We start from the raw sequence: 13,820 nt of genomic DNA on the forward strand, positions 1-13,820 counted from the left end.
TAAAATGTCTTTTTAACCACCATATTTTGTCCTAATTACCTACGTTAATATCCCCATTAATAGCAGATAATATTCATTATTAAATTCATTAAGATTTTTTTATCGAGAGATACCATATTCTCCCTCTTGTTGCTTATTTAATTTGAGTTTTGGCTTTCATTACAAATAGATCTCCATGCATGAATGAAATAGAAAAAACAACATTATCATTAATTAAATTAATAATAATGATATCTAATGGCGAACACTCGATTATATCTGATAAAAATATAAGCAATAATAATGATAATTATCATATTTCTTTAAATAAATTAAAGAAAAAACACCATATATCTATTAAGAATAAGCGTTCAATAAATAAGAAAATTAATACATTATCTTTACCCGCTATTCTATTCGATAATGATGGAAACCCTTTTATTCTGGCAAAATCAGATGAACATCGTGTGTTAATTCAAAAACCCCATCAAGAAAAACCAGAAATATTAGATAAAGCAGACCTTATCAATTCATGGAGTGGCCGCTGGATAAAAATAAAACAAAACAGTAGCCAATTTAATATTCAATGGTTCATCCCAGAATTTGTCAGACAGAAGAAAAATCTGTCTGAGATATTGTTGTTTTCTTTCGTCTTGCAAATCTTAGCCCTGATTTCTCCTTTATTCCTTCAGGTTGTCATGGATAAGGTATTAGTACATCAGGCACTTTCTACATTGGATGTTTTGATATTTGGTTTGGTGGTCGCCGGACTGATTGAAGTTGTCCTGAGGGGGTTACGCGAATACCAATATGCTCACACGGCTAATCGAATTGATATCAAACTGGGGCTGAAACTGGTCAAGCATCTATTTGGTCTGCCTTTACTGTTTTTCAAAACCCGCCAGGTGGGAGCAATTGTCACGCGAGTACGGGAATTGGAAACTATCCGGGAATTTTTGACAGGTTCGATGTTTACATTATGTATTGATGTCCTGTTCATGTTCGTTTTTATTTACGTTATGAGCCTGATTTCCGGGACATTAACCCTGATCTTTCTGCTCACTATACCGTTCTATGCCTTACTTGCCTGGTGGATCACGCCCAAAATCGAAAAGGCAGTAGAGAAACAATTCACTCATGCTGCACTCAATACTTCTTTTCTGACTGAAACCGTTGCAGGAGCCGAGACGCTGAAAAGCCTTGCCGCTGAACCACGTTTTACACACCGCTGGGATAGCCAAACCGAAAATATGGTCAGTACCAGTTATGAAGTTCAGCAATGGGACAACCGTTCCAGCCATCTGGTGATGCTGCTACAAAAAGTAACCAGCGCAATTATTATCTGGCTTGGTGCATCAGAAGTTCTTTCCCTGCACATGACTATCGGTCAATTGATCGCTTTTAATATGATGGTCAATCATACCGAACAACCATTGACCAAACTGGTGCAACTCTGGGGACAGTTTATCCGCTCGCGCATTGCTATCGATAAATTAGGGGATATGCTGAATTTACCGACCGAACAACAATCAGGTAAGGAGCAGGTGACATTAACCGGCGCAATTTCATTCTCCGATGTCGTTTTCCGTTACCAACCTGATCTTCCTCCTACGATTAACCAATTCACGCTGAATATCAAGGCAGGAGAAACGCTCGGCGTTGTTGGTACATCCGGTTCAGGAAAAAGTACCCTTGCCCGCTTGCTCTTGCGTCTCTATACCCCGGAATATGGAAAAATCACCTTAGATGGTATCCCGCTGCAACAGATTGATATTGCATCATTAAGGCAGCAAATAGGTATCGTGCTGCAAGAAAACTTTCTGTTCAATAAAACCGTACAGGAAAATATTGCGCAATCACGGCCGGATGCTTCATTGTCCACTGTAATTGAAGCTGCAAAACTGGCCGGTGCTCACGATTTTATTCTCAAACTCCCCCTAGGGTATGACACCGTTATTGCAGAAGGGGGGCAATCTTTGTCAGGCGGACAGAGACAACGTCTGGCGATTGCCAGAACCCTGCTCTCTGATCCCAAAATTTTGATCCTCGATGAAGCTACCAGCGCATTGGATGATGAGTCACAGGCCATCATTCAATCTAATATGGCAAATATTGCACAAGGTAGAACCGTCATCACCATTGCACACCGATTGTCCACTGTACGTCAGTGCAGCCGGATAATCGTGCTGCATCAAGGCCAGATCACCGAACAAGGAAGTCATGAGCAACTTTTGCAGCATGGCAAACACTATCGAAAACTCTGGCAGCTACAACAAGAACTACAACAGGAACTGAAACAGGAGGGAACCTCTCATGTTTAAGGCCATCTTGCGTAAGGGGCTAAAACACCTGCGTGCTCCTTCAATACATTATGATTTTCTGCCAACCCATTTGGCGTTGTCACAACGTCCACCTTCTCCGTTTGCTCGTTATACGGCGATTATACTCAGTATTGGTGTACTGGCAGCTCTCCTGTGGGCATATCTGGGAAAATTAGATGTACAAGCAACAGCAACCGGGCGCCTGATTGTTTCTGGTCGTTCGCAAATGATCCAGGCTTATGAACAGAGCCGCCTGATCGCGATTCATGTTACCAACGGGCAACATGTTGAAAAGGGAGCAGAGCTACTGACATTAAATACTCTCGGTGTGAATCAGGATATTGCACGTCTGCTTGAGCAGCGCGAATATTTTACTGAAGAGAAGATCCGTTATCAGGCATTGCTGGACAAGCATGACCCTAAATCTTTGCCTCTTTTCCAGCAGCAGCCGATATCTGTACAGCAGAAAATCCTGGCACATTACTCTCATGAGAAGCAGGAATTCGACACTATTATTACCAATACCTATGCTGAAATGGATGTCAATCTCTCTTCCCAAAAAGCCAAAGAGAGTGATATGAAGGCGCTGACTAATCTGCGCCAGAATATTAGTCAGCGCTTACAAGCAAGGAAGACACTGAGTCAGCAGCAAGTTATAAGCCGAATGGAATATCTGGAACAGGAAAAGGAATTACTGGAAACAGAACGGTTGCTCACTCAACAAAGATCGGAACTTAATGTCCTGATGGCTCAATACAAGAGCTTTGAAGAGCGCCTGAAAAGTCTCAAAGCACAAAAAGAACGGGACTGGTTTGAAAAAAGAAAGCAGGCCGAAATACAACTGGCTGTTCTGAAACAAGAGCTATCAAAAATGAAGGAGCGGGAAGAACTTTCTGTTGTACGTTCTCCTGTTACGGGTACTGTTCAACAATTAAGTGTTCATACGTTTGGAGCAGTACTGCAACCCGCGCAAAATCTTATGGTGATCGTTCCAGATGACCATGTACAACTCGCCGAAATCCAGATCCTGAATAAAGATATCGGCTTTGTCCGTCCCGGTCAGGCGGTGACAGTGAAAGTCGATGCTTTCCCTTATACACGCTATGGCACTATTGAAGGAAAATTACTGAGTATTTCCCGTGATTCCACTATTGATGAACGATTGGGATTGGTTTTTCCGGCCCAAATCAGCCTTAAGCAAAACAATATTATGGTTGATAGCAAGCCCGTCGAGCTTACGGCAGGAATGTCGATTGTTGCAGACATCAAGACTGATCAACGGCGAGTGATTGATTACCTGCTCAGTCCGATTCGGGAATATCAGTCTGAAGCGCTGAGGGAAAAATAATATGGCAGAGATTTTTTCCTTTACAAGTCCTAATGACAATAGCACCGATACGGAAAATCATGCCAATAATCGTGCACTGGAATGTGTCGCTTATTTGGGAAAACAATACCACAAAGTTGCTGATGCCAGGCAATTGCACCATGCACTGGGGTTAGATTCCCTGCAACTGACAGACTGGCAACTACGGGAAGCTGCTGATGCTATCGGGCTACACAGTAAATTTGATTTGCTGACATCAGAGACGGCGGCAACTTTACCTCTGCCAGCACTGATTGAACTGGAACAGTGCTGGTGGGTATTGTTAGATGCCAACGCGGGTCAATTTACCGTTCTCAATCCTATTACGGGAAAACAAAAAACTCAGGATTTGCAGGACCAATATAAGATCTTGCTTGTTGCTGAAAAAAATCTGACTAAAAAGCAGGTTAAATTTGGCTTAAGCTGGTTTTATCCCTCCATTTTCAGACAGAAAAAACAGTTACGGGATATTTTCCTGCTGGCCATTGTGCTGCAACTTTTAGCATTGGCATCACCGCTGTTGTTTGAAAACATTATCGACAAGGTATTGGTGGGACGCAGTCTTTCCAGTTTGCATGTTCTCGGTTTGGCAATGCTGGCACTCGCCATTGCAGAACCTTTGTATGGTTTTTTACGCAACACTGTGTTTGGGCATATGGCAAGCCAAATCAACGCAGAACTCTCCGGCAGACTTTACCGCCATCTGGTGGGTTTACCCCTGCCCTATTTCAAACAACGTCAAACAGGGCAAATCATCGCCCGTGTCAGAGAAATGGCGCAAATTCGCCAGTTTCTGACGGGTTCTACCCTGATGTTATTGCTCGATCTGATCTTTATCATCCTCTTCCTTGGTGTCATGTTCCATTACTCCAGCCTGCTGTCATGGATAGTGATCGGCTCGCTGATACTCTATTTCCTGCTCTGGATCACCGTAGGGCCAATCATCCGGCATAAAGTAGAAGCGGAATACGAAGCTGATGCCAATGCTACCAGTTTCTTAACGGAAGCCGTGACGGGTATTGAAACGATCAAAACTACAGCGACGGAAAAACGTTTTCTGCACCAATGGCAAAAAGTGTTGAGCCGGCAGTTAATCCAGCGTTTTGCAGCCCAGAAAAGTGGGCTTGCCGCAGGACAGGGGATCACTTTGATCCAAAAAATTGTCGCAGCACTATTGCTATGGTGGGGAGTAAAAAGCGTACTTGCAGGAGAGCTATCACCCGGAGAACTGATTGCTTTCAATATGCTGGCAGGGCATGTCACACAACCGATCCTGCGATTGGCACAAGTATGGCAGGATTTCCAGCATACTCTGATCGCTCTAAGACGTGTCGGTGATATTCTGGATGAACCCATGGAGAACAGTAAACAAGGATTAGTGTCTTCTCCTGAGCTGGCTGGTCAGATTGAATTCAAAAATATCCGTTTTCGTTATCATGAAGATACACCGGAAGTGTTGGTAAATCTGTCACTGTCGATCAAGGCAGGAGAATTTATCGGTATCACAGGGCCATCCGGATCAGGCAAAAGCACCCTGACCCGATTGCTGCAACGTTTGTATATACCACAACATGGCCAAGTCTTAGTGGATGGCATGGATTTGGCCATTGCCGATCCGGTATCGCTGCGACGTAATATGAGCGTGGTATTACAAGAAAGTATTCTGTTTTCTGGTAGCATTGCCGACAATATCCGTCTGTGTAAACCCAATGCCAGTGATGAAGAACTCTATCAAGCAGCAACTCTGGCTGGAGCTCTCAATTTTATCAATCAGTTTCCCCATAAATTCGCCCATCCGGTCGGTGAAAAAGGCAGTCATCTGTCTGGTGGCCAACGGCAACGTATCGCTTTGGCAAGAGCATTATTGAATGAACCCAAGATCCTAATCCTGGATGAAGCAACTTCCGCACTGGATTATGAATCCGAAGCTGCCATTATGAGCAATATGCCTGAGATCCGCCGGGATCGGACAATTATTAGTATTGCTCACCGACTGAACACTATTCGCCACGCAGATAAAATTTTCGTTTTAGATCAAGGGCAAATAATCGAATCAGGCTCACATGATGATCTGTTACAACAAAGTGGGCTCTATGCACAACTTTGGAATCAGCAAACTCGCTGACTATCATTCTGAAAAAGTCATTGAAGACAGGAGGCTTATCTCATCTTAATAACGAAATTAACACAACATTGTAAGATGTTCTTAAGGAAGAGAATATGGCTATGAAAAAATTCTCTATCACAGCGCTGATATTTTCACATACTTCAGTCACATCGGTTGCTATGCCGATTGAAATACTGACTATTGCCGCTAATGCTATTGGCGGCCCTATTCCTAATGTTCGTATTGTTTATCCTACGCAAAAGGGAATGGATGAACCCCGTGATCTGTTGATTGGAACTGCCTCAACTTTTCAGGGCAGCCTTTATCACGGTTCACCACCTGACCTTATTCTGATCGGCTCACTGGGTTTTCCTGAATGGCAACCCCATCACTGCTCACAGGAAATAATCGATTGGCTGAAAGCCATGGGTGAAAAGCACATTCCTGTTGTTTCCATCTGTTCCGGCACTTTCATGTTGGCCAGCTCAGGCTTACTGAAAACAAGTGCGACTATTCATCCTCATTTCGCTGCTGAATTCAAAGCGCTATTTCCCCATATTCCTCTGTATACCAACAAAAAAATCACGTGCGACAATAATCGGTTCTGTATTTCCAGTGCTTATGAAGATGCCCGTTGCATGATGAATATTGTGGAGCTGATTTATGGACAATATGCCAGAGAACGTTGTGCTCATTTCCTGTTTGGAGAAAGTGAGAACCAGGATTCAGTCAGTTTTGTCCCTTATCGTCAACATTCAGATCCGCTCATTCACAAGCTGCAAGATTGGATGCACTCTTCCCCCTCTGAAATTTTATCGGTCGCTGATTTGGCAAATAAAATTCATCTTTGTGAACGGCAAATGAAACGCAGATTCAAAGTTGCCACAGGACAGACACCGATCCAGTATATCCAACAGATACGTCTGTCACAGGCCAAACATTGGCTAGAAAAATCACAAAAAACCATTGAAGAAATCAGTCATGAAGTGGGTTATGAAGATACCCGTTATTTCAGAGAGTTATTTAAACGCCGTAATGGTCTGACACCAAAAGAGTATCGACAAAAATATCACCATAGTGGCTGATTTCCTGTTATAAATTATCTGGGAATGGATTCTGGATAAAATATAGTTAACACAAAACATGATGAAAACATGTTGCACGCAAAATTTAGATAGACTAATCTATCTAAAATATAGGCGCTAATTTAAGCGATCATCATCAGTCATTAGTAAGGACGATAAATGGCAAGAAATTTGTTATCTCTTCTTGGCTTTTGTTTTTCTGTGCTCGTTTTCACAAATGCCCAAGCATCCCAAGAACAGATGCGTGTCTCAGCAACAACGATGCAGGCAGTTCCCTTTGCTCCTTCAATTAATATATTAGGATCTATTGTAGCAAGAAATGAAATTATCATAAGCCCATCACTGACTCAGCATATCATTACTGATGTCCTGGTCGAAGAAGGCGATTACGTCAAACAAGGTGATGTTCTGGCTACACTGGAAACGCCCATTCAGGATGAAAAAGTCAAGCAGGCCAAAGCGAATCTGGAACATGCTTTGGCTCTGATAAAACAGAATGAGGCCATGAACGATCGGGCACAATCCGACCTGAAACGGGCAAAACCGCTGATCAAAACCGGCGTAATTACTGCCAGTGAATTTGAAAAATATAAAATGGAGGCTAATTCCGCATTAGCAGCCTTAAATGCGGCAAAAGCCGAATACCGGCAATTACAGGCACAATTACAAGAAGAAAAAAGCCAGCGTGCCAAAACAACTATTCTGGCTCCCAAAGCAGGAATTATCAGTGAACGTGTTGCCACAGTTGGTATGACCACTGATGGTAATTATCTGTTTAAGCTTATCGATAATAACCAATACGAATTTTCGGCTGAAGCCTATATTTCTGACTTAAAACAGATCCAGGTGGGCTCATCTGCAACCATTTCTCTTACTGAAGGGGATAAAATAACGGGTAAGGTAAGATATGTATCACCAAAGATTAATCCTATTACCCAAATAGGACTCATCAGGATCACGCTTGATAATGCTCCCGCAAATATCAAACTGGGCGATTTCGGTTATGCTCTCTTTCAGCTTAAGCCAGAAAATATTAATGCCATTCCTTATAGTGCGGTGAGTATCACTGATGGAAACAAAGCAGATGTCTATGTTGTAGGTAAAAACAATGCGGTAGAGAAAAAACAGGTCAATATAGGACGTATTTTTGGTAAATGGGTTGAAATAAAGTCTGGATTATCAGCAAACGATAAAGTTGTAATCTCTGCATCTCCATTCCTACAAGAGATGGATACTGTTTCCATTAAATCACAGGGAAAATAAGATGAAGTTTCAATTATCAGAATGGGCCATCAGAAAGCCAATTCCCACTATTGTTATTTTCTTGGCTCTTACTATCGCCGGGTTATTTTCCTTTTCTGAGTTACCCATTAATGCCAACCCTGTGATTAATTTCCCGGTTGTGACTGTAACTACTTCACAAAGTGGGGCTTCACCTTCTGAATTAGAAAATGCAGTAACTCAACCTATCGAACGGGCAGTTTCTGGCTTACCGGGAATTCGGCATATTAACTCAACCATTACTGATGGTGTCTCTATTACGGTTATTGAATTTAATTTAACAGTTGACCCTAATGTCGCCGTTAATGATATTCGTGAGCAAATTACCCAGATCCGGGCAGAATTACCTCAAAATATAGATGAGCCTTTAATAAACCGTATTGATGTAGAAGGTGGGGCTATTCTGAATTATGCCGTTCAGGCAAAGAATAAAACTTTAACCGAATTATCCTGGTTTGTTGATGACAAATTAAGTAAGCATCTATTAACTGTACCAGGGGTACAAAAAATAAGCCGCTCAGGGGGGACAAACAGAGAAATATTGGTTGAACCCGATCCGGTAAAACTGGCTGCGTTAAAGATCAGTGTTGCAGATATTAACCAGTTATTGCTCCAGAGTAATGTCAATATTCCTGGCGGGAGAATGGTTATAGCAGAGCAAGGTCATTCTATCCGTATCTTAGGGGCCAAAAATCAATTAGATTATCTGCGTAAATTAACGTTTCCTTTAGAGAATAATAACTGGGTCACTTTGGGCGATATTGCCACGGTTAAAGACTCCCATTCAGAAACAACGTCTATTTCCCGTCTGAATGGTAAACCTGTTATTGGTTTTGCTGTGTTCCGCACTAAAGGTTCAAGTGATACCGTGGTAGAAAAAGGAGTCACAAAAGCATTAGAGCGAATTAAAAACGAGAACCCTGATATTAATATTAAACTTGTTTCATCAAATGTGAAATACACAGTGGCCAGTTATAACGCCACCATGCAGACATTAATTGAAGGTGCAATATTAACAGTCATTGTGGTGTTTTTCTTTCTGAGAAGCTGGCGTGCTACTTTAATTGCAGCAATTGCACTGCCATTATCTATTTTACCCACATTTGTTATTCTGCATTTATTTGGCTACACATTAAATAGCATCACATTATTAGCATTAACGCTGGTGATCGGTATTTTAGTTGATGATGCGATAGTCGAAATAGAGAACATAGAAAAATATATTGAAAGGGGAGAAAGACCTTATATTGCAGCGATCAAGGCATCCAATGCCATTGGGTTCGCAATCATCGCGATTACTATTACGATTGTCGCTGTTTTCCTGCCAGTCAGCTTTGTTGGCGGTTTCGTGGGTAAATATTTTGTCCCCTTCGGTATTACCGTATCCGCGGCGGTTTTATCATCCTTACTGGTTGCCAGAATGGTGACTCCTCTGATGTCCGCTTATCTGCTATTACCGAAAAAGGCATTACCGAAAAAGACATCAACGGAAAAAGCATTGTCTGAACAAAACAGTGAAACAGGTAAGGTCGAGACACCGAAATGGATCAAGAAATATGTTGCCATTCTGGATAAGACACTAAAATTTCGCAAAACAGCCTTAGCTTTAGCTGTTGCTTTTTTGTTGGGTTCACTAAGTCTGCTTGAGCTATTACCCTCTGGTTTTTTACCTAAATCCGATATCAGTATCGCTAAAATAGATATTGAAGCACCACCCGGAACACAGGTGGCACAAAGCGATAAACTTTTACAGCAGATTATTAAACAGTTTAAATCCCGTCCAGAGATTGTAGATATTTTCTCTATTGCAGGTGTTGAAGGAACAGCCGGCGATATTAATCAAAGCAAAAGTACTATTATCGTCAATTTAGTGCCCATCAATGATCGCAAATTGTCACAAAAAGAGTTTGAACAGTCACTGACGCCTATCTTAGATGCAACACCGGATATTCGCTATACCTTTGGCAGCAGTGATGGAAACCGGGATGTTTCGATTGTTTTAGCCAGTGATTATCCAGACATTCTGGCTCAGACAACAAGACAGTTGCGTCAGGAAATGATGCAGTTGAATGGATTAAAGAATATTCAAATTTTGCAACCATTACCCAAACGGGAAATTATCATCACTCCAAATATTGCTGAGGCTGCCAGAGCGGGAGTAACAACAGATGCTATTGGTGCAGTGATCAAAACCGCAACCATCGGTGAAATCAACGCTAATGTCTCTAAATTTAATTTACCAGACAGGCAGGTTCCGATCCGTGTCTTATTATCCAAAGAAGACAGGGATAATCTGAATGTGCTAAGCAATATGTACGTTAACAGCACGTCTGGGGTGAATGTCCCGATAAAATCGGTCGCTGATATCTCATTTGGTTCAGGGCCTGACACGATAGAACGCATTTCCAGACAACGTAAAGCTGTGATTGAGGCTGATCTGAATGGTATCGCAATTGGCACCGCACTAGAACAGATCAATCAATTACCAACATTGAAAAAATTGCCACCAGAAGTTAAAAGAATCCAATATGGTGATATTGAATACATGAATGAGATGTTTGAACGCTTCTCTACCACCATGATGCTTAGTATCCTGATGGTATTGGCTATTCTGATTATTCTGTTCAAAGATTTCTTACAACCAATGACGATTCTGATTGCCCTGCCATTTGCTATCGGTGGTGCCATTATCGCTTTACTTATCTATAATGCCACGATTGATATGCCCGTTATTATCGGCATATTAATGCTAATGGGAATTGTCACCAAAAACTCAATCTTACTGGTTGAGTTTATTCTCGAAAAATCCCGCTCTGGTATGTCACGAACTGACGCCATTATTCAGGCAGGAAGAGAGCGTGTCAGGCCAATTATCATGACAACAATTGCCATGATTGCCGGGATGATCCCTCTGGTGGTCACCAGCGGCGCAGATACCAGTTTCCGTGCGCCGATGGCGATTGCCGTCATTGGTGGGTTACTCAGTTCAACATTGTTAAGTTTGCTGTTTGTGCCCGTTATTTACAGTTATGTGGATGATTTTAAAAACTATATCGTTCCATATCTTAGAAAATTGTCATCGGTCACAAAAGACGATCTCAATTATCATTGATAGATGAATCAATTTGATTCTGTATCTAGCCTTTGGAGGAATATAAGGTGAAAAAACAGACCGAAAAACAGCGAGCCAAACGTAAACATATTATTGATGCGGCTATCTCCTGTTTTATCGAGAAGGGATTTCATGCAACATCAACAGCAGAAATCTGCAAAGCAGCAGGTATGAGTCCCGGAAACCTGTTTCATTATTATCCAACTAAGAGTGCCATTATTGAAGCGATTGCAGAAGAAGACAGCCACGACTATGACAAAATTTTAGCTGCCTGTCATGATGAAAATTCAGTGATTGCCACAATAGAAAAATTGTTGGAAAAGCTGATACAACTCTATAACGAACCCGGCTATGCACGCCTCAGTATTGAAATTATCGCTGAGGCCAGCCGGAATCCTGCTATTAATAAGATATTTATCGAGAATGAGAAAAAAGTCCGGGAGCGTTTTACGCGACTACTCAATAAGGGCATTGAGAATGGGGAAATTGATAAAAAACTTAATGCTGAACAGACTGCTTCTTGGTTAATGATCGCCGTTGACGGTGCTATCGGAAGGCAAATCATGGGATCTGATTTTAAATGGCGTGAAAGCCTTGATGCTCTTATTTATTTAATACGAAAAGCCTTTACTCCATAACTCTTACAACCGCTTTCTGATTAAGGCATTTGCCTTAATCAGACCAACGTGACTCTTTTTTCTCCATTTTATTTCTTTTTCACACCGTACTTGTTATACATCACGCTATACACCACTTTTCCGACATTATTATGTCTGAATTTTAGCTGAACCCGATAATCCCTCTAATCAACCAACAATCTCTCCCATCAACCAGTAGCGACACGCGTCCAGCTAAGGTATCATTGCCCGCTATATTATTGGTACACGCCCTTTATCAATCGAATTTATGGCAAAAGAACAAACTGATCGCACCACACTGGATTTGTTCGCAGATGAACGCAGGCCAGGGCGACCTAAAACAAATCCGCTGTCCAGAGATGAACAGCTTAGGATCAATAAACGCAACCAGTTGCGCCGGGATAAAGTCAAAGGACTGCGTCGGGTGGAACTAAAACTCAATGAAGATGCTGTTGGTGCTCTCAACCATCTGGCAAAACAGCGCAATATCAGCCGCAGTGAATTGATTGAACAGATGTTGCTGGCTCAACTAGCAACAGAGAATCGCCTTACCAATTAACGGCTTTAATTCAACAGAATGAAGCGGCGTCACCACACAAATCTGACAGACTTGTCACTGATGTTTGGTCAAAATAACGTTTTTCATTTTAATAAAACTGCTATTTTTCCTGCTGATTTCAGCGTGACGTGTATGGATTTCATACACTAAATAAAACAAGAGGTTAATCTACTTTATGGCAATAATAGGTATATTCTTCGGCAGCGACACTGGCAACACAGAGAACATTGCCAAAATGATCCAAGAAAAACTGGGCGGTGCTGATGTTGCGGGAGTTCACGATATTGCCAAAAGCAGCAAGGAAGATCTTGAAGCCTTCGATATCCTGCTGCTAGGCATTCCAACCTGGTACTACGGCGAAGCTCAATGTGACTGGGATGATTTCTTCCCAACTCTGGAAGAGATCAATTTTGAAGGGAAGTTAGTTGCCCTGTTTGGTTGTGGTGATCAGGAAGATTATGCAGAATATTTCTGTGATGCTATGGGCACCATCCGCGATATTATCGAACCTCGTGGTGCAATTATTGTTGGGCACTGGCCAACGGAAGGGTATCACTTTGAAGTATCTAAAGGTATGGCTGACGATAATCACTTCATTGGTCTTGCTATTGATGAAGATCGCCAACCAGAATTGACCGAAGAGCGTGTTGATGCTTGGATACAGCAGATTAAGGCTGAAATGAGCCTGTCAGAGATCCTCGGCGCATAAAAAAAGACCCTCGTGTGTGTATAAGTAAACAATTACCTTTTACACGGGATAATTCTTGAATTATGTGTCATGATAGCGAAGTGGGCATGGTTTTCATTTTCAATATCCATGCCTATAATCTACAGCGTGAAACTAAATCAAATTCTCTCACGATACCCAAGTATCACAAGTTCACTAAACTCAAGTTACAGGACTGAATCCGCATGACCGACAACAATAAAGCATTGAAAAATGCTGGACTTAAAGTAACACTTCCTCGCCTGAAAATTCTGGAAGTGTTACAGGACCCAGAATGCCATCATGTCAGTGCGGAAGATCTCTATAAGAAACTGATTGATATCGGTGAAGAGATTGGCCTCGCCACTGTCTATCGCGTGTTGAACCAGTTCGATGATGCCGGCATTGTCACTCGCCACAATTTTGAAGGCGGTAAATCGGTTTTTGAACTCACTCAGCAACATCACCATGACCATCTGATTTGTCTCGACTGTGGTAAAGTGATTGAGTTCAGCGATGAGTCCATTGAAGAACGTCAGAAAGATATTGCTGCACGTCATGGAATCAAGTTGTCAAATCATAGTCTCTATTTATATGGTCACTGTACTACAGGTGATTGCCGCAAAGATAGTACGTTACATGATGAGAAAGCATGATAAGAAGGCA

At 41.9% G+C, this 13,820-nt stretch carries 10 protein-coding genes; all 10 read left to right on the forward strand.

Going from position 1 to position 13,820, the window contains the following annotated elements; all coding sequences use genetic code 11:
- Positions 1-179: 179 nt before the first annotated feature.
- The 10 genes from ABLA85_RS06470 to fur all read left to right on the forward strand — a co-directional run bounded on the left by ABLA85_RS06470 (position 180) and on the right by fur (position 13,810).
- On the forward strand, positions 180-2,300 hold the full coding sequence (locus tag ABLA85_RS06470) for a peptidase domain-containing ABC transporter (protein WP_367962393.1): 2,121 nt from the start codon (positions 180-182) through the stop codon (positions 2,298-2,300).
- Positions 2,293-3,648, forward strand: coding sequence for an HlyD family type I secretion periplasmic adaptor subunit (locus tag ABLA85_RS06475; RefSeq protein WP_367962396.1), 1,356 nt, complete (start codon positions 2,293-2,295; stop codon positions 3,646-3,648). The genes ABLA85_RS06470 and ABLA85_RS06475 overlap by 8 nt, the downstream gene beginning before the upstream one ends.
- 1 nt (position 3,649) lies before the next feature.
- Positions 3,650-5,791 carry a type I secretion system permease/ATPase gene (locus tag ABLA85_RS06480; RefSeq protein WP_367962399.1) on the forward strand — a complete coding sequence of 714 codons (2,142 nt, stop codon included), beginning with the start codon at positions 3,650-3,652 and terminating at the stop codon, positions 5,789-5,791.
- 95 nt (positions 5,792-5,886) lie between these two features.
- Entirely contained in the window at positions 5,887-6,858 is a 972-nt protein-coding gene (locus ABLA85_RS06485; protein WP_367962402.1) for a GlxA family transcriptional regulator, read from the forward strand.
- A 159-nt stretch (positions 6,859-7,017) separates the two neighbouring features.
- Entirely contained in the window at positions 7,018-8,121 is a 1,104-nt protein-coding gene (locus ABLA85_RS06490; RefSeq protein WP_367962405.1) for an efflux RND transporter periplasmic adaptor subunit, read from the forward strand.
- Position 8,122: 1 nt separating this feature from the next.
- Positions 8,123-11,251, forward strand: coding sequence for an efflux RND transporter permease subunit (locus ABLA85_RS06495; RefSeq protein WP_367962407.1), 3,129 nt, complete (start codon positions 8,123-8,125; stop codon positions 11,249-11,251).
- Between the two features lie 47 nt (positions 11,252-11,298).
- Positions 11,299-11,889: a TetR/AcrR family transcriptional regulator gene (locus tag ABLA85_RS06500; RefSeq protein ID WP_367962409.1), complete on the forward strand. Its 591-nt coding sequence runs from the start codon at positions 11,299-11,301 to the stop codon at positions 11,887-11,889.
- A gap of 268 nt (positions 11,890-12,157) precedes the next feature.
- The gene (gene ybfE / locus ABLA85_RS06505; protein WP_047678744.1) at positions 12,158-12,448 is read left to right on the forward strand and encodes a LexA regulated protein; all 291 of its coding nucleotides are present in this window, start codon (positions 12,158-12,160) and stop codon (positions 12,446-12,448) included.
- A gap of 175 nt (positions 12,449-12,623) precedes the next feature.
- Complete coding sequence (gene fldA / locus ABLA85_RS06510) at positions 12,624-13,157, forward strand: flavodoxin FldA (RefSeq protein ID WP_367962411.1); 534 nt, start codon at positions 12,624-12,626, stop codon at positions 13,155-13,157.
- A 203-nt stretch (positions 13,158-13,360) separates the two neighbouring features.
- Entirely contained in the window at positions 13,361-13,810 is a 450-nt protein-coding gene (gene fur, locus ABLA85_RS06515) for a ferric iron uptake transcriptional regulator (protein WP_038259894.1), read from the forward strand.
- The last annotated feature ends 10 nt before the right edge of the window (positions 13,811-13,820 follow it).

The sequence above is a fragment of the Xenorhabdus sp. SGI246 genome (assembly GCF_040838225.1).
In the GTDB taxonomy this organism is placed as follows: Bacteria; Pseudomonadota; Gammaproteobacteria; order Enterobacterales; family Enterobacteriaceae; genus Xenorhabdus; species Xenorhabdus indica.

Bases quoted from the DNA above. Each gene is read 5' to 3' on its own strand.
- ABLA85_RS06475 (WP_367962396.1), top strand. From the start codon at position 2,293: ATGTTTAAGGCCATCTTGCGTAAGGGGCTAAAACACCTGCGTGCTCCT.
- ABLA85_RS06480 (WP_367962399.1), top strand. From the start codon at position 3,650: ATGGCAGAGATTTTTTCCTTTACAAGTCCTAATGACAATAGCACCGAT.
- ABLA85_RS06470 (WP_367962393.1), top strand. From the start codon at position 180: ATGAATGAAATAGAAAAAACAACATTATCATTAATTAAATTAATAATA.
- ybfE (WP_047678744.1), top strand. From the start codon at position 12,158: ATGGCAAAAGAACAAACTGATCGCACCACACTGGATTTGTTCGCAGAT.
- ABLA85_RS06495 (WP_367962407.1), top strand. From the start codon at position 8,123: ATGAAGTTTCAATTATCAGAATGGGCCATCAGAAAGCCAATTCCCACT.
- ABLA85_RS06485 (WP_367962402.1), top strand. From the start codon at position 5,887: ATGGCTATGAAAAAATTCTCTATCACAGCGCTGATATTTTCACATACT.
- fur (WP_038259894.1), top strand. From the start codon at position 13,361: ATGACCGACAACAATAAAGCATTGAAAAATGCTGGACTTAAAGTAACA.
- fldA (WP_367962411.1), top strand. From the start codon at position 12,624: ATGGCAATAATAGGTATATTCTTCGGCAGCGACACTGGCAACACAGAG.
- ABLA85_RS06490 (WP_367962405.1), top strand. From the start codon at position 7,018: ATGGCAAGAAATTTGTTATCTCTTCTTGGCTTTTGTTTTTCTGTGCTC.